The organism is Bacteroides sp. AM10-21B (assembly GCF_003472565.1).
Lineage (GTDB): Bacteria > Bacteroidota > Bacteroidia > Bacteroidales > Bacteroidaceae > Bacteroides > Bacteroides propionicigenes.
Genome location: NZ_QRME01000013.1, coordinates 18,348 through 40,305, shown reverse-complemented (window position 1 = coordinate 40,305; position 21,958 = coordinate 18,348). Strand labels below are relative to the sequence as shown.

The following is a 21,958-nucleotide window of genomic DNA, read 5'->3' as shown; positions in this document are numbered from 1 at the left end:
GATGTATTTTTGAGTGATACATCATCCGTTTTTTATTGCCCGGTTATCTGTGTAAAAACAATGAATCAGACAGACTCATGATTACCAAGATTCGGGTATTGCAGCATAGTCCGTTAGTTTTGTGCATTGATTAAAACATCTTTGGTATTCCTGCAAGGCTATGAACTCCGCAGGGTAATTCCCGCGTTCGTACAAGTGCACCTTTTTGCCTTCTATCAGAGTATAAGGAGACTCACCCTCTATATTCGGAGACTGTGAAAAAGTCCATCCCACATTCATAAGCTTGCGGTTGTTATCAAAAAGTCCGGTAGGAATGGATGTCAGTGCCTTACAATTCATAAAAGTACCCTCTACTTGCTGGAGCTTGGTATTCTGTTTGAACAGGTTTCCGGGTAATGAAGTCAGCAACTTACATCCGGCAAACGCGTAAGAAAAATCCTGAGCAAGCGGACAACCGGCAAACAATGCCTCAGGAATTGCTTGCAAAGATTCGCATTCTTGAAATACTCCCAATCCTCCTCTGTAACTATCATCGCGCAGCTTGCTCATACCCAAATAAAGCACTTTTCCGCAATTGGCAAACAGCGTTGCGGGAATACTCTTCAAACTTGTACAATGACTGAAAGTACCCTCAAACGATGTCACCTCTGTATTGTTAGCAAAGAGATTGGCAGGAATATTCTCCAACGAAGTACACATAGCGAATGTTGTAGAAAAGGTTGTCGCAGCCTTACATCCGCTGAATATATCTTCAGGAATCTCCTTGAGCAATCCGCACTCTATAAAAGTCCGTTGGAATGAAGTTGCTTTCACACAATTCTTAAACAATCCTGCCGGAATGCTTTTCAAGTTTTTACAACTGCCAAATGTATAGTCAAAACTGGTGGCATTTACCGCATACTTAAAGAAACCATCCGGGATGGACTCGATGCTTGTATCCGTAAAACTGCCGCCATAAGGTTCTACACCAAAATGCTCCACATTGCGAAAAGCGCCCTCTGTATCGGCAGCTATGGATTTCAGACTACTAAAACCGCCGAGGTCAATCCGGGTAAGTCCCGTATATCCCCACTGCTTGACAGCCAGCAACGTATTCTCTTTTGCCTCACGTATATATGGCACTAATTCGAGTGAAGTCAATACTCCTGAAAAATGTACCTCATAGGTAGTGGCGCTCTGCACATTATATTTATGGCTGATACCCTCCGGATTAAATCCTTCTACCTTATTTACAGTACCGTCTCCCCAATCTATTGTCCCTTTGAGGTTGTGGTCACTGAAAGGAAGTCGGACAGTAAAGTCGTTCACTGCGTTAGCACTCACTTCCAACACCAAATCATGCTTGCTATCGAGCATTGAGGTAGTAGCTTCCTCCCTTACGTAATCAGCTTTTCCATCTCCCGACTTATGAAAAGGAAGCAGATAGAGATAGTAAGTTGTGGCAGGCAGCAAACCGTCGAAGTTCAAGGTGAATTCTTCCGCACCTTCGGCAAGCGAAAGTTCTTTCGACTTTGTACGGTCGGAAAGGAATTCCTCTATGAGTTTATCCGATTGCAACTGCTTGTCCGAAAGCCCGTAAAGCACAGAACTGACTTGCGGATTCGCCTGAAAGCGGAACACCAGTCCACCTACTTCCATCTGCTTATCGAGCAAGCGGCACACAGCTCCCCGCTCTTGTCTTAATACAACGGCAGCCAACTGCTCTTCATCATGCGTAAGGAAACGCAAAGTTACTACACGCTCCTTATCTTGCGTATTGGGAAAGACTGTCAGTAGCAGACGGCTGTCGTCATCTGACCCGGACAGCATTATGTCCTCAACAACCGCAATATCTTCTTCTTGCTCTTCCACGCCCGGCAGTTCCATTATCAGCAGAGGCGGTTCTATCAGGTTTGTCTTGAAGTTCACGGCAAAGTGACCGTGCACAAAAGCCGGTAAGGGAAGTTCTTGCGCTTCCAACTTCACATAGGGTGCTTTGCCATCGAAGGTCTGATCGAAACTGACCGGAATATCTCCCGACTCGGTGGTACCCTTCTGCTCTATCGTAATAGTGAGAGTAGAACCGCAGGTAATTTTGATATAGGCTTTACGGTCTTTCCCTGTATAGTTCTTACGGGTAAAAACAGTTATCGTATAGTCACCCGCTGCATTGCCACTGTACTTATCGAGGCTAACCCAGTTTGCATCGTCTCCATCGGCCTTAGTGGAAGCCATTGTTACTTCTGCTGTCCAAGCCCCGTCGGTAGTGAAATGTATGCCGCCATCAGGAGCTGTTTCGTCTGCAAAAATTGTCTGATTGGAGGTCGTACCGTCAGTAAGACGTATGCCACCCGCTTCGTCTTCCTCACTGCAACCGCCCAGCAGGCAGATACAGAGAAAAGAAAGAAATAGTTGAAACTTATTCATAAGCAATATCTTTATGTAAGTCTAATACTCCATTGTCCAGGTATAGACATTCTTATCGCTACCCGCATCAACTGTTCTTTTATCCGATGTAGTATACTTATAGCCTTCCTCCGGATTGTTGGGATTATTCAGCTCATTGCCAACATGAACCTTATACGTTGTCTTCTTCATGGTAAAGGCACGTTCAGTCTTTATTCCGGTCAGACACTTATCCGCATCATACGTATAGCTCATCACCAAGTCCTTATCAGACCACTCAATAGAGATATATGACGCATCGACAGTGACGTTCGGAGTTGTATAGACAGGAGACACACTGCTCCACTCGTCATAGCGCAAGGAGTTAGCCGGAAGCACTTCCGGTGCATAATCGCTTGTCTTGCCCAGACGTCCGATAAGATAAAGGAAATCATAATCGTCATCATCCTCCAAAATCCACATGACATCTACCGATGCATTATTGGGGTACCGGTTGGCATATGCCTTATCCATATCGATGTTAAGGGTTCTATCATCGTCGGAAGCCTTACCGTTGACATATTCGTACTTAGACAAAAGCCCGTTAGCATAAGAATATTTCACATAGCTGGTTTCGCTGCCGGCATCCGCATCTTTCCACTGCGCCAGACGGTTATCGTCCGTATAGCTGAAGCGGATATAATCTTCAAACCGTCCTGCTTCTTTGTCGTCGGCTTGCAGATTGATTACATTTCCCTGTTCATTGAGGATGGCAATGTAATCTTCATCATACAAGTGATTGCCGTCTTCAACCCATTTCTCACTCATTTTGATTCTGCCTGCTGTTGCGTAGTCAAAGGTCATCGTACTGATTTGCGTACGGCGGTCAATTTCCTTTCTTACAAGTTCCTTCACACGCCCTTTATCATCATAACTGAAAGTAAACAGTTTCTCTGACGTATAATTATCAGAATATTCCGGATACTCCGCTTTTAGTGCATTATCCACCAACTTGTACGCAATCTTCTTTACCGCCTTTGCTTTTACCACCTCTTCCCCGCTCTCTGTTTCCGCTTTCTGCTCAACGGTGATAGTCAGTACTGTTTTACCCGCAACGATACGGATCTCCGCCTTCCGGCTTTTGCCGGTAGTGTTAGGCGTCAGTGTCAGATTCAAAGTAAACTCACCGGCGCCCCCACTGTAAGCGCTCAGTTTCAGCCAATCCACATTGCTGCCTTCAGCTTTCGTTTTCACTTCGTCTACGGTTGCCGTCCAGGGTTCGGTAGCGGTAAACTTGATACCTTCGTTTTTCTGCGTTTCGTCCGCATATACGGTTTGGGTAGTCTGGGTGGTCTTATCCAAAACAACCGCGCTTTCTGTCGTTGTATCCTCACCATCGCTGCAAGCCCACAGGACTACCACAGCTAAAAAAGCAAAAAAACATTTCTTTATCAACATATTGTATATTATTTAAGTAAGTAAGTAAGTGTTGAAATTTAATTTATATCAAGAGCATTTGTCATTCAGAGCGAAGCGAAGAATCTCTTTTCTGTGTATACATCAAGAGAGTAGATTCTTCGCTACGCTCTGAATGACAGATAGTATAAGCTAATTATGTGTATTCACTTAACTAATATTAATTATATGGGCAAACTCCGGTATCACGCATCCGGCATCTGGCATTTGTAATCTTACAAATGCCCCTTCCGTTTATCACATCATCCGTCAGATTGTCGCAGGTCACTTTATACTTGTCCTTGCCACCCGTATTGCCGGTAGCTGCAAGCACGATATAAAGAATAAGGAGCGCGATTGCCACGAATATCAATATCCAAGTAATGGTGAAGACGGCATAAGTGGTCAATATCATATATCCCCACTGCCACCTCAACCGCTTCTTATTCTCAGGCGCTGCGCTACGTATCTGATACCAGGCATAACCAATCAAAGCAAGGGCAGAGACACATACCACCCCGCCAATTATATCCTGACTGTTCGAACTAAGCCATTGCGAAAAGACTGCAACTATACCCAATGCAGCACCAACCCAATAATATTTCTTCGATTCCGGCACAACATCCACTCCCGCCATTTCGTATAAGCGACCGGGTACAAAATGGCTCCATTTGGTGAATGACAAGATAACCGCTACAAAAGACAAAACAACAAGTACCAATAATCCTCCGCACAGTGCAGCAAGATTTACCGCTACGTCATAAAACAGACGCCATGTTTCCGCCTTCTTGTTTTCCGCCTGACTGCAATTCCGAATACGGCGCACAACACGCCAAACGGGATAGACCAAAACCAATGCCACATATATCCCCGCAAGCCAACAAGCTTGCGCATCCGCAGGAGTCTCGTCCATAAAGAGTAATGCGTAGGAAAGCATACCTGCTATCATCATTATAAAACCCAGCCCACCTGTTATAATCAATGTACGGATAGAACGGAAGCTGAATGAAGATACAATCTCCGTACCCGCTTTCTTATTGAACCAACCTTTGATACTGCTGAATTTCAGAAACAAGAAGCACGAGAAAACAAAGCCGCACAAGCCCAATATCTGAGAGAGCAAAGCCAATATCACAATTATAATTTCCATTTCACTTTATCATTTTACTATCCGTAATAAGTAATATCTGAAAAGCCTATTCATTTTGTCTGCTTTTTAATTGGAGAATTATACGTTAAGATCAGAAACCATAGGCTTGCTTGCGTACAGCCATATAGTCTTTCTCTGCCAAGAATACAATCTTGGCAAACTCCGTAAAGTCGTAAGTATGGCAGTTTATGTAAACGGGAGCACCTTCACTATGGCAAGGCACACCGGCTTGAATCATCTGCCCGGGAGCATATTCGGCCTTTAAAGAGCTGTTATAAGAATTGCTGTTGAAGGGGTTCAACTGTCCGAGTTCAATCAAATGGTCATTGGCTTTCATCAAGGCGAAATACAGACGGGTATCTTTCAGCGGGTATTCACCTTCGGCACATTTACGTTTTGTCTCACGCACCACAATATCACGCTTGGGAACAACCGTTACCCGTACAATTACGCTGCCCGCTTCTCTTCCGGCATGATATTCCGCCACTTTAGCGCCTGTTACCTGGAAATCGGGATATACGTCTCCGGTGCAAACAATTTCGCGTCCCACGAGCTTCTCGCCCTCTTCCGCCGCCTTCTGATAACTCTTAGCCGCATATTCATCAAACTCTTTCAGTTTCTTTTGATAACGGTCCAAATCATCTTCTTTACGCAAGCTCTCATCCAATGCTTTCTTCTTTGCAGCTACCTCTACAAAAATGGCGGGCACTCGTCCCAAAGGAGCATCGCTACTTGCAGCCGAACCCGAAGCGGCACCACCGCCACATGCCGACAACACAACCAGTCCGCAACACATCGCGGACAAAACCATAACCGTAAACTTTTTCATAATATCAAACTATTTTAAATGAGTAATGTCGTCAACATTTACGGATAGGGATAATTCCTTTGGAGATAGCCGTCATAATCAGGTCCGCCACGTTTCGGGCATCCAGTTTATCCATCAGATGGCGGCGATGCGTGTCAACCGTATTAGTAGAGACACAGAGTTCTTGGGCTATTTCCTGCGTATTCTTACCCTCGGAGATGCGTTTCAGCACATCAAGTTCACGCAAAGTCAGCTCTTCACGCCGCCCTTCGTCCGAACGCTTCATCTGTGCTCGCACATGCTCGGCATAAGGGCAATAGTACGTTTCGCCATCCAGCACACGACGAATGGCTTCGGCTATTTTTGTAGAATCAATGGATTTAAACAGAATACCGTCTACCGAGCACTGTATCAAGTTTTTAATAAACCAAATTTCCTCGTGCATGGTATTCACAATGATACGTGCTTGCGGGTCTTTCTCCCGTATCCGCACAATGATGTCCATTCCTGACATGTCGGGCAACTCCATATCCAACACAAAAAGATTGAAACGTTGAGATGTGATAAGCTGCAAAGCCTCTTGTCCCGACGATGCAGTACATACGTTTTTTATTTCCGGTAACGAACATTCTACTATCCTCTTCAAACCTTGAAGCACCAAATCATGGTCATCTACCAACAAAATGCGTATATCTCTTTCTTTCATCAACCTATCTTTGTGTTCTAAATTATGCTGCAAAGAAATAGCATTTATTAATATGCGGCATCATCAAAAATAGTGATTTTACTCTCCGGTGTAGCGGTTTTCTATTAAATGGACAATGGTATTTCAAGCCTGAACTTTTGGCTCCCGTCCTGAATATTTACAGTAAACAAACCGCCTACGGTCTTAGCGCGTTCTTGGATGGTAGTAAGCCCGATACCCTTTTCCCGCGCCTCACTATCGCAATAGTTTTTACCATTATTTGAGATTTGCAGAGTCAGTATCTTCCGTTTCAATGTGAGGATCATATCTATCTCCGTAGCCTCAGAATGCTTCAGAATATTGGACAATAATTCCTGCATAACACGATACACTTCATAAGACACTTCTTCGGGTACTTGGCTCCACTGTGTTTCTTCATTTTCTTTACTGAATGCGAGTTGTACGGATGCAGGCAGGACAAGCCGTTCTACATAATCCTCTATCGTCTCGGCAAGAGTAGCAAACCGGAATTTAGGCGGCATCAATTCGTGGGAGATACAACGTACATCGCTACGTACCTGTTCCAGCAAAACCAGGATTTCTTGTTTCGACTCGTCTGTGGGCTGCATACATTGCATATTCATGCCAATGCCAAGCAGATCGTTACATACACCGTCGTGCAAATCTTTGGCAAGGCGCGTACGTTCACGCTCCAAGCCGTCTATATAGCTTTGGGCAAGTTTCAATTCTTCCTCTTTCTTAATACGTTTACGGCGGAAAACATAATAAAGAAAAAAGAGTATCAATATGAAAACCACGACAACAGTTGCCATAATCCAACGCATGGTCTGCGCTTTCTGTTCCAGCTGAGCTTGATTCAAACGGGCTATTTCAAGTTCTTTTTCCCTTGTGTCATATTTCACGGTCAAGTCGGACAATTCCTTGCTGATATGCTCCGAATGCAGGCTGTCACACACCCGATAAGCCATATCATAATAATACATGGAGTTTCCGGGTTCCTGCAGGTCGCGATAGTTACGCGCCATCATCAAATACAGTTTATCTATAGGCAGATGCAATCCGGATCCACGATACTTCAGCAGTTTCTTCTGGATGTTCAGGCTCTCGCGATACCTGCCCTGATCCATATAAATAAGGAACTGTTCTTCCAAAAAGCCGAACACTTCTGTCGACTCTGCAGGTAATTGCGGTATGACGGCTTCCGCTTTTTTCATATATACATCCACTGAATCACGATTGCCCAATACCTTAAACATTTCAAGCATCACCGTATAGGCTTTCAGCATATATCTGGGCTTCTTCTGCCGGATGCCTTCTGTCACTACGGCACGCAACATACCTATTCCTTCGTCATGACGTCTTTGCAGAAAATAAATACTGCCACAGGAGTAGTTGGCATATAATATCATATCCAAATCTTGGCTTTTTGCCGCCGCTTCAACAGCACGTTTGCCATAAGCGATTCCCTCATCCAAGCGACTTTGATTGGCATACAGAAGAGCAATACCGCACAAAACCTGCGCCTGCTCGGAATAGTACTCACGTCCTTCAAGCAAGTCCAAAGCCTCGTTATAATAAATAAGCGCGGAGTCCAGTTTTTCTTTCTGACGGTAGACTACTCCAAGATTGGCACTGACCGTTGCCCAAAGAGCTGTATCGTTCTGACAAGCCTCCTCACTGCGAGCCATCGAAAAATAATGAAACGCTTTATCCAGATTTCCCGAAGAAAAATAAGCATCACCTAAATTGCATAGCAGTGACACGTATAATGGGGAATTTTTGGTCTGCAGAACTTCCAACCCTTTTTCTGCATAATAACGGCAACTATCCACCGAACGATTCGAATAGTATTCGCTTAACTCACTGTAAACAGCAGCAATACTGTCTTTGTTATTCAACTTCCCGGCATTGATAAGTTTCACCTGATATTTTTCTAATTCTGCATCTTGGGCATACAAAAAAGGACTGACAGCAAATACTCCCAAAAGGATAAACAGTGTTCTCATATTACGAATGGATTTTATCATGAAACTAACAATTAATTATAATAAGTTAATACGCATAAGGTAGTTTATATTATTCTGCGCAAATATAAGAAACTCGAAACATACGACACTTCATTTACAAAAAAACATTCTTCCAATTCCAGTTTTATCACCCAAAGAATAGAGAACAGGTACGGACACAGAATGTAAAAAAGAAGCAAAAAAGGCTGAATTCCGTAAGCGAATAATTTTTTATTGTATCTTTGCGCCTAATTATGAGACGAATCGTACTGACATATATATATCTGTCTATTATAGGTATCTTGGGTGCTGTGGCACAGACCCCTTTCAACCGTATGGATCCTACAACGGGCCGCGACCAGTTCGGTAACCAAGTAGACCCCAACACGCTTCCGGATAATCTGGAAGACAGTACCAATACGGAAATCCAAAGTCTCCCCCCAAAACTTTATATGTGGCGTCTGAGTGAAACATTGGGTAACCGCACCATCATCCCCGCCGATACCGCTAACCTCAACTTCCAGAACACTAACCTCGTGGAAGGTATGTACGGACACTATAACTATTTGGGCAATTTGGGTTCCCCCCGTATGTCACGTCTCTTTTTCGAACGCAGGGATGCCGAACCGACAATCTTCATGCAGCCCTTTTCCAGTTTCTTTGTCCGCCCCGATGAAGTGAAGTTTACTAACAGCAATATTCCTTTCACTAATCTGACATACTATAAGGCGGGAAATAAAGTCAACGGTGAGGAGCGTTTTAAATCTTACTTCTCAGTCAATGCCAACAAACGACTGGCATTTGGTTTCAACATAGACTATCTGTACGGACGGGGATATTACCAAAACCAGTCCACCTCGCATTTCAACGCCGGTGTGTTCGCCAGTTATATCGGCAACAAATATCAGATGCAGGCCGTGTACAACAATTTTATCATGAAGATGAACGAAAACGGCGGTATTCAGGACGACCGTTACATTACTCGTCCGGAAGATATGTCGGAAGGGAAAAAGGAATACGAGTCCACCACCATCCCCGTAAAATTGGAACAGACAGCCAACCGCAACAAAGATTTTTACGTATATGCCACACAGCGTTACCGGCTGGGATTTACACGAGAGACAACCGCCATAGAAGATGCAAAATCTCCCCGGATAACGGCAGACAGTGACAGTGTGCCTATGCCCAAAGACACAATCATAACAGAAGAATTTGTTCCTGTCACCAGCTTCATCCATACCATAAAAGTAGAGCGTACGCGCCACCAATTCACATCTGCGCAAGAGACGGAAGGACAATACCCCAACACCTACTTCAATGAAGTCGGTAGCCGGGATTCTACAACAGCTTTCAGTGTAAAGAATGTGTTCGGAATCGCCCTGCTCGAAGGCTTCAATAAATATGCGAAAGCCGGATTGACAGCCTACATATCGCACAAATTCAGCCGTTATGAGTTAATGGATACCTTGTCGCGCACCAACTTTGACGAACAAGAAATTTTCGTTGGCGGTGAAATAGCCAAACGTCAGGGAAAGACATTGCACTATAACGTAAACGGTGAAGTCGGTATCATGGACAAAGCGCTCGGACAGTTCCGTGTTAATGCAGATTTGGATTTGAATTTCCGTCTTTGGAAAGACACCGTAAATTTCTACGCAAGAGGTTACGTGAGCAATACACTGCCCTCTTTCTATATGCGTCATTACCATTCCAATCATTACTACTGGGATCATGACAATATGGATAAGGAGTTCCGTACGCGCGTGGAAGGCGAACTGAACATCAATCGATGGAAAACAAACCTGCGTGCCGGTGTAGAGAATATCAAGAATTATACTTATTTCAATCAGAGCGCAATGCCTGCACAAGAAAGCGGTAATATACAAGTGCTTTCCGCTACCTTGAAACAAGATTTCCGTTTAGGCATCCTGCATCTGGACAACGAGGTGACTTGGCAGAAGTCGAGCAACGAAACCGTATTGCCCCTGCCGCAACTCTCACTATACCACAACCTGTATCTGCTTGCCAAAATAGCCAAGAAAGTACTGACCGTACAAATTGGAGCCGATGTACGCTATTTCACTAAATATAATGCGCCCGCTTATACCCCCGCTATCCAGCAATTCCATCTTCAGGCATCTGATGACCAAGTGGAAATCGGCGGTTATCCGATTGTGAACGTATATGCTAACCTGCACTTGAAGCGAACCCGTATTTTTGCTATGATGTACCACGTCAATGCAGGAATGGGACAAGGCAATTATTTCCTTGTACCGCATTATCCTATCAACCCGCGTTTGTTCAAGATAGGCATTTCATGGAACTTCTACGACTAATCCCGTCCTCCATATGAAAAAGACCAAAGTATTGAAGTATATCATCTTAGGAGCAATAGCTGCGCTCGTCGCCACATTCATATTGCCCAAGAGGGAAATCCGCAAAGGGCATCCTCGCGATTATGCTGATATTATAGCAGACGGCACGCTACGTGCGGCTACAGAATACAATTCCATTAGTTTTTACGTAGACGGAGATACGTTGTCCGGTTTCCATTATGAACTGATAGAAGCTTTTGCCCGCGATCACGGCTTGAAGGTTGCCATCACTCCCAAAATGAGCTTTAACGAACGTTTGGAGGGCTTGGCGGAAGGCAAGTATGATGTAATAGCCTACGGCATTTTAGTAACCAGTGAACTCAAAGATTCCTTGCTGCTTACCTCTCCTATTATCTTGAACAGGCAAGTACTGGTTCAGCGCAAAACGGATTCTCCCGATGATTCCCTGTTCATCAAAAGCCAACTCGATTTAGCGGGAAAAACCCTGAATGTAGTAAAAGGTTCCCCCTCCATTCTGCGCATCCGCAATTTAGGAAATGAAATCGGTGATACCATATATATTAATGAAATAGAGAAATATGGCTCCGAGCAGCTTATTGCGCTCGTAGCACATGGAGACATTGATTATGCCGTATGTGATGAAAGCATTGCCCGCACCGCTGCCGACAGCCTGCCACAAATAGATATAAGTACCGCTATCAGCTTTACCCAATTCTACTCATGGGGCGTAAGCAAGCAGTCTCCTGAACTCTTGGACAGCCTGAATACTTGGTTGGAAAAATTCAAGAATGGGAAAGAGTACAAAAGGATATATAAAAAGTACTATTCCACTTCCCTCAGCCACATCTCCGAAGAGGCATCACTCGGCATTCTCCAATCTCCGCGCGGGCTGATGGAGATACTTCCCACTTTAGGACCGTCCGGCAGGCAAGAACGCTTGAACTGCTGATTAAAGAAACGACGGCAGAAAATCTGCAACCACTTCTTTATGGTTTCCTCATCATAAACATCTTTGAAAGTACGTGCGGCAAGGAAGAAAATCTTGGAAGGACGGAAACCGCAGCGAAGAAAATAATACAGGAAAAAGTCGTGCAGTTCATACGGACCTACAAGATCTTCTGTTATCTGCATGATGTTTCCATTTTCGTCTGCCGGTATAAGTTCCGGGCTGATAGGAGTATCTACGATATCCAGCAATGTAGCCCGCGACGTTTCATCCATATCATTCTCCGCAACCCACTTTACCAAATGCTTCACCAAAGTTTTAGGAATACTTCCGTTTACACCGTACATAGACATATGGTCACCGTTATACGTAGCCCACCCCAAAACAAGCTCCGAAAGGTCACCCGTACCAATCACCATTCCCCAAGTCTGGTTGGCAATATCCATTAATATCTGCGTACGCTCACGTGCCTGCGAATTCTCGTATACTACATCGTGTACATTTATATCATGGTCTATATCCTTAAAGTGCTGTATACAGGCATCCTTTATGCTAACTTCACGCATTGTCACCCCCAATGATGCCATCAAGTCGACAGCATTGGTATGTGTGCGGTCGGTAGTACCGAATCCGGGCATAGTCACTCCGATAATGCCCTTACGATCCCACCCCAGCTTATCAAAGGTTTTCACACAAACCAATAATGCCAGCGTAGAGTCCAGTCCGCCGGATATGCCCACCACTGCACTCTTGGCGTTGGTATGCACCAAGCGCTGCGCTAATCCGGACACCTGTATGGAGAATATTTCCTCACAACGCTCATCAAGGACAGTTCCTTGAGGCACAAACGGATGGGGATCAAAACTACGTGTCAGGTTCAAGTCCTTGGAATTGACATATTCCGTAGAAATACGCACAGGCGCTTCCGGTGCACAATTAGCGCGGCAAGCCGCAAATGTCGTATTCACCCGGCGTTCCGTACGTATATGCTCCACATCAATCTCACTAATTACCACTTGCTCTTCAAAAGAGAAACGTTCACTGCCTGCCAACAACGTACCATTCTCATAAATCAATCCGTTACCGGCAAAAACTACATCTGTAGTAGACTCACCAAAGCCGCAAGAACTGAACACATATCCCGCAATGCAACGGGCAGACTGTTGGCTGATAAGCGAACGCAGATAAGCGTGCTTGCCTATCCCTTCATTGTCTGCCGAGAGATTGAATAGAATTTCCGCCCCCTGCAGTGCCAAAGAAGAACTCGGCGGAATGGGAGCCCATAAATCTTCACAAATTTCGATGCCGAAAGTTGTATCCGCAGTCTCAAAAAGCAAGTTCCGCCCCATAGGTACTACCTGGCCGCATAAACGGGCAGTCGTATCCGATATTTCGCAAGCGGAAGTAAACCAACGCTTCTCGTAAAACTCCTTATAATTGGGAAGATATGTTTTAGGAACGACACCCAATATTTTACCTTTCTGTATGATTACCGCAGTATTCAGCAAGACGCCGTTCAGAGGTACGGGCATACCAAGAATAGATATAATATCCATCTGGCGCGTATTGTTCAGAATCTGTATAAGCCCCATCTCAGCCTCTTCAAGCAGAAGCTGTTGGGCAAAAAGGTCTCCGCATGTATATCCTGTGATGCACAACTCAGGAAAGGCTATAATCTGCACACCTTTTCCGTCGGCAATGATTATCTCTTTTTCAATTTGTCCGGCATTGAACTTGCAATCCGCTACCTTAACACGGGGTACAGCCGCCGCTACTTTGACATATCCGTAATTCATAAGAATCTGATTAAATTAGGGTACAAAAATACGTCTTTAATAAACGATATAAAAAAAAATCCGAAAATCTTTTGGATAAATCAAAGAAGTATCTATCTTTGCAAGAGAATTAAAAATGTAATTGTTACAAGTTTGAATTACAGATGATATGGATGTAATAAAGCGATTGCAAAATCATAATATTAAACCGTCAGTACAGCGCATAGCCATTATGAACTATTTGGTGGAGCATAGGACACATCCCACAGTGGATGAAATCTATACTGCGCTTTCTCCTTCCATTCCCACATTGTCCAAAACAACTGTTTACAACACTCTGAAGTTATTCAGTGAACAGGGTGCTGCACAGATATTGACAATAGACGAGCGGAACACCTGCTATGATGCGGATACTACTCCTCACGCCCATTTCTTATGCAAACGTTGCGGAAGAATATATGATTTGGAATGCAAGGCCAACATCAAGCAAGTAGAAGATATGGATATGAACGGACACGAAGTACAAGAAATCCACTACTATTATAAGGGTATTTGTAAAGACTGTTTAGAAAATGAACATTTAACTAAAATAACGAATAACTAATTCAACAATTAAAATCTGAAGTAAAATGAAAAAATTTAGATGTACTGTCTGCGGTTACGTATATGAAGGAGACGCAGCTCCTGAGAAATGTCCTTTGTGTAAAGCTCCTGCAAGCAAGTTCGTTGAAGTAGAAGAAGCACAGGCAGGTGGTCCGTTGGTTTTTGCTGATGAACACGTTATCGGCGTAGCTAAAGGATGTGACGACGAAATGATTAAAGACCTGAACAATCACTTTATGGGTGAATGTACAGAAGTAGGTATGTATCTTGCAATGAGCCGCCAGGCAGACCGTGAAGGTTATCCTGAAGTAGCTGAAGCTTTCAAGCGTTATGCATGGGAAGAAGCAGAACACGCTTCTAAGTTTGCAGAATTGCTGGGTGACTGCGTATGGGATACCAAAACTAACCTCGAAAAGAGAATGAACGCTGAATCAGGTGCTTGCGAAGACAAGAAGCGTATCGCTACTCGTGCAAAAGCATTGAACTTGGATGCTATCCATGATACAGTTCACGAAATGGCTAAAGACGAAGCTCGTCATGGTAAAGGTTTCGAAGGTTTGTACAACCGTTACTTCAAGAAGTAATCCTGAAACAAGATATAGACATTAAAAAAGGGCTTGCTGATTTTTGCAAGCCCTTTTTTATTCCCCGAAAGAGAATTAGAAGCGTAACCCCAGTGTCAGCAACACTTGGCTACGGGTATTCTTAACTTTCGTAGCTTCGGGAGAACCAATCACTAACTGGTCTCCATCCATATAAGCATTAATGAACGGATGGAAATCCTCCTTGTAAGAAGAGAACTTATAAGCCAAATCCGCATAGAACATGGAACCGCGATAACCGATACCTAACGTATAATTGCTCAATGCTTTCGTATTGGCAAAGTCCGTATCGGTCTGGATAGAATTATAAGGCAAATCTTTATAGGCATCATTATTAAAGATAGCAGACGTATAATTATATCCTGCACGCAAAGCAAACTGAGGTATCACCTTATATTCCGCTCCCAAGCGAATGGTGCTCACCCCCTTCATCATAGGAGTAGTACTGCTTTCATATTCAAAAGTTTCAGAGTAACCTTCCTGATCTTTAAACTTCATAGAAGAGTAGTCCTGATATTCATACTCTGCACCCAATGCCAAGGCAGTACCGATAGTATATCCTAAACTCACATTATAAGTCCATGGCGTCTGAAGCCGGAACTGACGTACCATGTCCCCTTTCATAATGTCGTAAGTATCTACATTGTATTGACCGATTACACCGCTCCCAATGCCCGATTCATTGGTTATATCCAAATCATTCAGCACATCCGACTCCAAGCGGGCATTTGTCTTATAGTCCAGATTATAGTAAGTAGGCGTATGGATAGCCAAGCCGATTCTCAAAGGAGAATACTCAAAAGGACGTACAATGGCTCCAAATTTCACATCAAATCCGGACCCATGTATCTTATTCCAACTCTGCAAGTTATACCCCTGACCATTTCCGTAATCCTCATCATAAAAAGTATATTTACTATAATCTATGGCATAGGCTCCTATAGTCATTCCCAAATATACCCGGTCGTTGATATTGAATGAAATGTTGAAATCATACTGATCGATGCCTCCACGCTCTTCCGACCTGAAATTACCATTTCCTCCCCAAAACATACCTCCATATTCTTCGGGAGTGCGATACACCAAATTACCATCCAGATTCTTCACTTGAGTGCCATTTACTATATAAGGAACATAGCCGGAAGGAACACTGCCCTGACCATCGTGTGCGATAAGATCGGTTATCAGATAACTGTCATATCCCAATGCAGACAACCACCCCACTTCAGGATCGGTATAGATATCACCCGACCAATCCCTTATACCTCCGGCCTGCGCAGCCATATAATCCGTCTGCGTATAATCTCCCAAATTACCGTTCATTGACATATTCTTATAAAAAGATTTTGCCTTATGGTAATTAAAACCGAAATTCACATAACGCAGAGCCGTAGCATTACCTATCTTTGAAGAGAGTACAAAACCTACATTATCAAATGAAGCCCTCGTTTTATCAGAATTCATCTTATATCCCATATAGTTACTCTCCGTACCATATGCAGACAGGTCGAACGACACCATTGCATCATTACTGCGATAAATACCTATACCAGCCGGATTCGTGCCGATGGTAGAAATATCACCGCCCAGCGCTCCCATAGCACCGCCCATACCTACAAAGCGTGCCGTACCGTTTAAATCTTTATTTGTTATCTTGGCAGCATCGTACACAGTCTGTGCACTCATTGGAACTGCTGCCGCCAGCAGCCCCAATGTAGCTAAAGTTATTATTTTCTTCATATCCTACTAATCTTTTTCTATTTAATACTATACCTACCTTCTTCTTGAGGAACCGCCGCCACCGCCGGACGAACGGGTAGAACCACCGCCACCACCGCTGGAATAGCTACGTGAACTGCTACTGCCACCCGAAGAATAACTACGGGTAGAAGAATTACCTTGTACAGGCGTATAAGAACGGCGGCTACCACTTTCGGTGGAATAACTGCGAGTTGGCGATGTAGAACTTCCACGATTATATGTGGAGGAGCTTCCTGTAGTTGAGCGTCTTGCGCCTGTAGCATTTACACTACTGCTTCTGCGCGATCCGTTTGTTGAGGTAGACGAACCTACACGCGTACTGCTTGGACGGGTATACGTGCTGCGTCTTGTAGAAGAAGCATCCGTACGGGTAGTTACCCCACTACGAGTTCCCGATGAACGCGTACCCACTACACGTCTGGTTGTTGTACCGTTTTGTCCGCTTCTTCTATAAGATGAAGTTCCCGAAGAACGAACTGAAGAAGTTGAACCGCCACGGGTAACACTTGAACCTGACCTGCGAACCGAAGAAGAGGGACTCCTATAACTGCTTGTTCCCGAAGAACGGCGATAAGTGTACGTGTTGCGAGGCCAATATCCTCCACCCCAATGTCCGCCACCGGGATAATATCCGGGATGATAATGATGGTGATGTCCCCACCAGCCGCCATACCAGCCGCCCCAACCTACACTCCAGCCAAAGCCCCAGCTCGGACCATACCAACTGTTCCAACCCCAACCATAATAAGGATAGCCGCCCCATCCATAAGAATTATAACGCCAATCCCACCATAAGCGGTTGGAAAATGTAGGGAATGCATAAGCGTACAATCCATCCGTATATACGTTCCAATCCCATGAGTTCAAGCCATAGACCACATCCCAATAAAGCGGGCTGCTGATGCTGATGGCATAGCGAGGATTGCGGAAGCGGATAATGCGCGTGGCATATTCATAATCATCTTCCGAACCGTCAAAGCCATTCACCCATTCCCCGTCCAGACCATCATATTCTTTTTCGTCCACATAGAGTGTATCATTCTCTTGCGAAAACTCATAGTCCTTGGAGTCATATCGACGGTTGTACTCATCCACATCACGGATATTTCCTTTACGGTCTTTCACTACAATAGTCGTATTGCCCGGCGACGCATAAACCGTAGTCGGCGCATTCGTCTTTACTACAACAGCATCTGTTGCCGGAGTTTTTTTCTTCTCCGCCTTCTCCTCTTTCTTCTTTGAAGGCACGTAGTAAAGGTCGTCATCTACACTTTGAGCGGAGAGTGTCCACGGAAGACACAATGCAAAAAGCGATAAAAAAACAATCTTTTTCATATTCGTTTGGTTTATGGGTTTACAATTCTATACTTTCTCACGTCACAAAGATAATGCCGGGATTTGCCCTGTACAGAAGATTTTCCCCAAAGATTTATAGGGATTTCCCTAAATGCATCTTATCTTTGTACTCAAAACAAATATACGATGAAATATTTAGAATTTATATTCCATACCACTCCCTGCACCGAAACGGCCAACGACGTTTTATCAGCGGTATTAGGCGAAGTAGGTTTCGAAAGTTTTGTAGAGCAGGCCGACGGTATCGCCGCATACATCCAAAAGGATTTATACAATGAGGATTCTCTCAAAGAAGCCCTCGCCGATTTTCCCCTGCCCGATACGCAAGTGAAATATACTTATCAGGAAGCCGAAGACAAAGACTGGAACGAGGAATGGGAAAAGAATTTCTTCCAGCCCATCATCATTGGCGACCGTTGTGTCATCCACAGTACATTTCATCATGATGTCCCGCAGGCTGAATATGACATCGTCATCAACCCTCAAATGGCATTCGGCACAGGACACCACGAAACCACCAGCCTCATCATCGGCGAACTGTTGGACAACGACCTGCAAGGCAAGTCCTTACTCGATATGGGTTGTGGAACATCCATTCTTGCCATACTGGCGCGTATGCGTGGCGCTGCTCCCTGCACCGCTATAGACATAGACGAATGGTGTGTACGCAATTCACTTGAGAATATAGAATTAAATGATGTAGATCTTATTTCCGTTTTTCAGGGAGATGCCTCCACACTGGAAGGCAAAGGACCTTTTGATGTAGTCATCGCCAATATCAACCGTAATATCTTACTGAACGACATGAAGCAATATGTACGTTGTATGCGTCCCGGCTCACAGCTATATATGAGTGGCTTTTATGTAGATGACATTCCCGTGATACAAACGGAAGCTGAACGTAACGGACTACGATTTGTGCATCATCAGGAAAAGAACCGTTGGGCAGCGGTTAAGTTTGTATTGTAAAGTCCCATAAATAAAACAATTATTCAACAAAATAAAAGACTCCCGATAAGTATGTATCGCACTGCATACCGGAAGTCTTTTTCTTATTCAGGTCAGTTCTTATCAACCTATTACCTGTCCGCCAATCACACCTGCAATAGCACTCGCCACTGCAATGATCATTTTCAAAATTTTATCCTACACAGAAACTTTTATACTCATTTTGTTTAAATACTAATTGTTAAACATCAATTATTAATTCTCTTTATAACACACCTAAAAAGAAAACATTAAGCATTTTCAATATCAGTCCGCACACAGCTAATTAATATTTAATACTTCTTTCATGGTAAATGTACCCAAACCATTCAATCGCACCATACGGCTATTCAACAAATACATTCTCATTATCAACATCAGGTTGCGAATCACATTCTGCACATCCCCCGGAGTCAATGAAGATCTCTCCGCAATACTCTCAGCCAACGCTTGTGTGCCTACCGTTTTTCCCACCTTCTTCAAACTCAGATATCATGTCTTTATACCCTCCTTAGTCGCAATCTGCGACTGTCCTGCATAATAAAATAGAGGCACAATCCTTCTCCTTTACAATTTAAATTAAATTACATTTTTAGATTCTCATTTCGTTGATCAACGATGCAAAGCTGGAGATATACACGGGCATAAACGAAGAAAACAGCCCTGATAGGCTGTTTTCTTCGTTTATAATAATCTGATTTTCAATTCATAATACTATTGTACAAATAAAAATAATCACTTCAAAATATCATCTACGCTTAAAGGCATATATGGACCATCCTTTACCTCAAAAATTACAGAAGATTCCAATACTTCTAATGTATGCCATTGACCTTTCGGAATATGTACTCCATAACTTCCTACTTTGGGTTGAAGTTCATAACACTCTACCTCCACACCTTTATCATTATAAAACAGGACATTGATATGTCCACGCAGCAGAATATAAGTCTCTGCCGTATGCCGATGCCTGTGTATAGGTAAAACAGTTCCCACCTCCAGCGCATTAAGCAACCGTTGCGCTTTAGCATCCAGAGCCTCATGCAGGTTGAAGTTCATACGCAACCGTTCACTTTCTTTTGCCTGATTGGATACTTTATCCAGTAATTGGTTATCTATTATCATTTCTTTTGTTTTAAATAAGCTTCGTGCAATGGATAATACTTTTTCACAAAGATAATATAAATCACTACTAAACTACCAATCACTATAAAGAAATATACCCAATGATCGACCGGTAACCACAATAGACCTGCTACTATGAAAAGTTGTAATATCATATAAACCGCAGACACCACCATATGCGGTATTTCCAACTCATTCGCCATTAACTGATATAAATGTTTGCGATGCGGCAAGCCAATGTTCTCATGTAATATCAACCGGTGAATAATTGTCAATACGCTATCTACTCCATATACGGATAGCAATATAATCCAACTAAAATCTTCTGTATGAATAATTAGTTTTCCTATCAGGAATAATATAATAAAAGCAATGCTCACCGCCCCCACATCACCCGCAAAACATCGGGCTTTCTTTCGAAAATTGAAAAAACAAAAAACAAATACCGCCATTATCTCTGTATTAATCAAGCTTTGTTCTACAAACGAAACAACTTCCGTATTGATATAAGCCAAAGCCAACAAAACAGTTAGCGAATATCCTCCCGTTATCCCATTAATGCCATCCATAAAATTATAAGCATTGATGATACCAGTGCACACTATCAAAGCTATAATTATCCACCACCAAGATAAGGAGAATAGTCCCCATTGATAAAACATACCCACCATGGCTGAGAAATGAAACAACAACCTTAATTTCTGCGAGGTAGAACGAATATCATCTATAAAACTTATAGCAGTAATCAAAGTCAATGCCAACATGAACCACGGATAATTTAAACCACTCGCCAAGAAATAAACCAATGCTCCAAAATAAAAGATAACTCCCCCACCACGCAGGGTTATTCGTGTATGACTGCTACGCTCATTAGGTTTATCAATAATATTATACTTATCAGCAAGTTTAAAATAAAAAAGTTCCACTCCGAAGAGCAGAACCAACATTACCAGATAATACATCATATTTCTCTATGCTTAAACTGCGTGTTATTCTGTAGTAAAACTACGTATCGTTTTCACTATCCCTTCCTCCGCTCGCACTGGCATTTTATCAATACCCAAAGCCGCCTTTATCTTAGTATTGCATACTACGTAGTTCTCCGTCAATTTACATAGCCGCTCTGTATTTAATGGAAGATGCAACAATGTCCCTATCTCTGCGAAACCTTCCATAATATGTTTATTCATTTTCCAAATACGAGGTTTACGGTCCAATACTTTGCACATTAGAGTTATCAATTCGTTCGTAGACAAAGTTTCGTCATCGCCTATATGATAGATGCCACTGCACACCTCTTTTGTTAACAATCCATCTACCACATAGCAAAGATTATCAATTGAAGTAAACGATCTTCTATTCTCAAAATCACCCAAAGGCCATGGAATCCCTTTCTTCACTACATTATAAAGCAAATTCAGATTTCCTTTATTACCTGGTCCATGAATCATACAAGGACGTAAAATATAAACCTGCTTATCATCATACGAAAAAACTTTCACCTTTTCATTTTCCATTTTCAATTTGCTGAGGATATAATTCTCAGCTGCTATCTTACTTTCTCCATATGGTCCTATCGGGGTAGGTATCGCCTCCTCAGTCAACATATTCCCTACTACACTATCAGCCACAGCCTTTACTGAACTGAAAAAAACAAACTTCTTCGCCGATGATTCTAAGAAAAAATCAAATATCTTCTGAGTCAGGCCGGTATTAATATCAAAATACACCTGAGCATCTGACTCTTTTTTTACATCGTGAGCTTTGCCTGCTAAATGGATAATAACATCAAATTCTGGTAGATTCTTCATCGGAAAAGATACAGGTCTAATTTCTTTCCAAGAGAAAGTTTTTATCACTCCTTCTTTCTCAGGATTAATAATATCCAAGCCATATAGAGCATGATGCTCTTTTAAAGCAGTTACAAGATTGGAGCCCACAAAACCGTGGATTCCAGTAATAAGTATATTCATGTGAA

Annotated in this window: 16 protein-coding genes and 3 pseudogenes; 5 read left to right on the top strand and 14 right to left on the bottom strand. The window is 43.1% G+C overall.

What is annotated here, in order from left to right:
• Positions 1 to 81: 81 nt before the first annotated feature.
• The 6 genes from DW121_RS14935 to DW121_RS14910 all read right to left on the bottom strand — a co-directional run bounded on the left by DW121_RS14935 (position 82) and on the right by DW121_RS14910 (position 8,489).
• Positions 82 to 2,406 (bottom strand): BACON domain-containing protein, encoded by a 2,325-nt coding sequence (locus tag DW121_RS14935; RefSeq protein WP_118324346.1) that lies wholly within the window; start codon positions 2,404 to 2,406, stop codon positions 82 to 84.
• Positions 2,407 to 2,427: 21 nt separating this feature from the next.
• Entirely contained in the window at positions 2,428 to 3,822 is a 1,395-nt protein-coding gene (locus DW121_RS14930) for a BACON domain-containing protein (protein WP_233555823.1), read from the bottom strand.
• 178 nt (positions 3,823 to 4,000) lie between these two features.
• Positions 4,001 to 4,969 (bottom strand): hypothetical protein, encoded by a 969-nt coding sequence (locus DW121_RS14925; RefSeq protein ID WP_118324344.1) that lies wholly within the window; start codon positions 4,967 to 4,969, stop codon positions 4,001 to 4,003.
• Between the two features lie 91 nt (positions 4,970 to 5,060).
• A complete protein-coding gene (locus tag DW121_RS14920) occupies positions 5,061 to 5,798 on the bottom strand; it encodes a hypothetical protein (RefSeq protein WP_117713166.1) in 738 nt (245 codons plus the stop codon).
• A gap of 31 nt (positions 5,799 to 5,829) precedes the next feature.
• The gene (locus DW121_RS14915) at positions 5,830 to 6,483 is read right to left on the bottom strand and encodes a response regulator (RefSeq protein WP_117713167.1); all 654 of its coding nucleotides are present in this window, start codon (positions 6,481 to 6,483) and stop codon (positions 5,830 to 5,832) included.
• 104 nt (positions 6,484 to 6,587) lie between these two features.
• Positions 6,588 to 8,489: a histidine kinase gene (locus tag DW121_RS14910; RefSeq protein ID WP_118324342.1), complete on the bottom strand. Its 1,902-nt coding sequence runs from the start codon at positions 8,487 to 8,489 to the stop codon at positions 6,588 to 6,590.
• A 254-nt stretch (positions 8,490 to 8,743) separates the two neighbouring features.
• Between DW121_RS14910 and DW121_RS14905 the strand changes: the two genes are divergently transcribed.
• Entirely contained in the window at positions 8,744 to 10,825 is a 2,082-nt protein-coding gene (locus DW121_RS14905) for a putative porin (protein WP_118324340.1), read from the top strand.
• Positions 10,826 to 10,838: 13 nt separating this feature from the next.
• Positions 10,839 to 11,651, top strand: a pseudogene (locus tag DW121_RS14900) (transporter substrate-binding domain-containing protein); the annotation flags it as partial.
• Here the strand turns inward: DW121_RS14900 and DW121_RS14895 are convergent.
• Positions 11,648 to 13,567: an NAD(+) synthase gene (locus DW121_RS14895; protein WP_118324338.1), complete on the bottom strand. Its 1,920-nt coding sequence runs from the start codon at positions 13,565 to 13,567 to the stop codon at positions 11,648 to 11,650. The pseudogene DW121_RS14900 and the gene DW121_RS14895 overlap by 4 nt on opposite strands.
• A 148-nt stretch (positions 13,568 to 13,715) precedes the next feature.
• Between DW121_RS14895 and DW121_RS14890 the strand changes: the two genes are divergently transcribed.
• Entirely contained in the window at positions 13,716 to 14,150 is a 435-nt protein-coding gene (locus DW121_RS14890; RefSeq protein ID WP_117713171.1) for a Fur family transcriptional regulator, read from the top strand.
• Between the two features lie 25 nt (positions 14,151 to 14,175).
• Positions 14,176 to 14,733 carry an NADH peroxidase gene (locus DW121_RS14885; RefSeq protein ID WP_004289806.1) on the top strand — a complete coding sequence of 186 codons (558 nt, stop codon included), beginning with the start codon at positions 14,176 to 14,178 and terminating at the stop codon, positions 14,731 to 14,733.
• Positions 14,734 to 14,808: 75 nt separating this feature from the next.
• On the opposite strand, the gene DW121_RS14880 is transcribed toward DW121_RS14885, so the two are convergent.
• Together DW121_RS14880 and DW121_RS14875 are read right to left on the bottom strand one after the other, a co-directional pair.
• On the bottom strand, positions 14,809 to 16,491 hold the full coding sequence (locus DW121_RS14880; RefSeq protein WP_118324336.1) for a TonB-dependent receptor: 1,683 nt from the start codon (positions 16,489 to 16,491) through the stop codon (positions 14,809 to 14,811).
• A 33-nt stretch (positions 16,492 to 16,524) separates the two neighbouring features.
• Positions 16,525 to 17,847, bottom strand: coding sequence for a hypothetical protein (locus DW121_RS14875; protein WP_118324334.1), 1,323 nt, complete (start codon positions 17,845 to 17,847; stop codon positions 16,525 to 16,527).
• 147 nt (positions 17,848 to 17,994) lie between these two features.
• On the opposite strand from DW121_RS14875, the gene prmA reads away from it, so the two are divergent.
• On the top strand, positions 17,995 to 18,837 hold the full coding sequence (gene prmA / locus DW121_RS14870) for a 50S ribosomal protein L11 methyltransferase (protein ID WP_118324332.1): 843 nt from the start codon (positions 17,995 to 17,997) through the stop codon (positions 18,835 to 18,837).
• A 102-nt stretch (positions 18,838 to 18,939) separates the two neighbouring features.
• Here the strand turns inward: prmA and DW121_RS15745 are convergent.
• From DW121_RS15745 to DW121_RS14850, 5 genes and pseudogenes are all read right to left on the bottom strand, one after another.
• A pseudogene (locus DW121_RS15745) lies at positions 18,940 to 19,014 on the bottom strand (smalltalk protein); the annotation flags it as partial.
• 144 nt (positions 19,015 to 19,158) lie between these two features.
• Positions 19,159 to 19,410: pseudogene (locus DW121_RS14865) on the bottom strand (HU family DNA-binding protein); the annotation flags it as partial.
• Positions 19,411 to 19,590: 180 nt separating this feature from the next.
• A complete protein-coding gene (locus DW121_RS14860; protein WP_118324330.1) occupies positions 19,591 to 19,980 on the bottom strand; it encodes a WbuC family cupin fold metalloprotein in 390 nt (129 codons plus the stop codon).
• Entirely contained in the window at positions 19,977 to 20,942 is a 966-nt protein-coding gene (locus DW121_RS14855) for an MraY family glycosyltransferase (protein ID WP_118324390.1), read from the bottom strand. Before DW121_RS14855 ends, DW121_RS14860 begins: the two co-directional genes overlap by 4 nt.
• Positions 20,943 to 20,969: 27 nt before the next feature.
• Positions 20,970 to 21,953 carry an NAD-dependent epimerase/dehydratase family protein gene (locus DW121_RS14850; protein ID WP_118324328.1) on the bottom strand — a complete coding sequence of 328 codons (984 nt, stop codon included), beginning with the start codon at positions 21,951 to 21,953 and terminating at the stop codon, positions 20,970 to 20,972.
• Positions 21,954 to 21,958 lie beyond the last annotated feature (5 nt).

Bases quoted from the DNA above. Each gene is read 5' to 3' on its own strand.
- DW121_RS14935 (WP_118324346.1), bottom strand. From the start codon at position 2,406: ATGAATAAGTTTCAACTATTTCTTTCTTTTCTCTGTATCTGCCTGCTG.
- DW121_RS14930 (WP_233555823.1), bottom strand. From the start codon at position 3,822: ATGTTGATAAAGAAATGTTTTTTTGCTTTTTTAGCTGTGGTAGTCCTG.
- DW121_RS14925 (WP_118324344.1), bottom strand. From the start codon at position 4,969: ATGGAAATTATAATTGTGATATTGGCTTTGCTCTCTCAGATATTGGGC.
- DW121_RS14920 (WP_117713166.1), bottom strand. From the start codon at position 5,798: ATGAAAAAGTTTACGGTTATGGTTTTGTCCGCGATGTGTTGCGGACTG.
- DW121_RS14915 (WP_117713167.1), bottom strand. From the start codon at position 6,483: ATGAAAGAAAGAGATATACGCATTTTGTTGGTAGATGACCATGATTTG.
- DW121_RS14910 (WP_118324342.1), bottom strand. From the start codon at position 8,489: ATGAGAACACTGTTTATCCTTTTGGGAGTATTTGCTGTCAGTCCTTTT.
- DW121_RS14905 (WP_118324340.1), top strand. From the start codon at position 8,744: ATGAGACGAATCGTACTGACATATATATATCTGTCTATTATAGGTATC.
- DW121_RS14895 (WP_118324338.1), bottom strand. From the start codon at position 13,567: ATGAATTACGGATATGTCAAAGTAGCGGCGGCTGTACCCCGTGTTAAG.
- DW121_RS14890 (WP_117713171.1), top strand. From the start codon at position 13,716: ATGGATGTAATAAAGCGATTGCAAAATCATAATATTAAACCGTCAGTA.
- DW121_RS14885 (WP_004289806.1), top strand. From the start codon at position 14,176: ATGAAAAAATTTAGATGTACTGTCTGCGGTTACGTATATGAAGGAGAC.
- DW121_RS14880 (WP_118324336.1), bottom strand. From the start codon at position 16,491: ATGAAGAAAATAATAACTTTAGCTACATTGGGGCTGCTGGCGGCAGCA.
- DW121_RS14875 (WP_118324334.1), bottom strand. From the start codon at position 17,847: ATGAAAAAGATTGTTTTTTTATCGCTTTTTGCATTGTGTCTTCCGTGG.
- prmA (WP_118324332.1), top strand. From the start codon at position 17,995: ATGAAATATTTAGAATTTATATTCCATACCACTCCCTGCACCGAAACG.
- DW121_RS14860 (WP_118324330.1), bottom strand. From the start codon at position 19,980: ATGATAATAGATAACCAATTACTGGATAAAGTATCCAATCAGGCAAAA.
- DW121_RS14855 (WP_118324390.1), bottom strand. From the start codon at position 20,942: ATGTATTATCTGGTAATGTTGGTTCTGCTCTTCGGAGTGGAACTTTTT.
- DW121_RS14850 (WP_118324328.1), bottom strand. From the start codon at position 21,953: ATGAATATACTTATTACTGGAATCCACGGTTTTGTGGGCTCCAATCTT.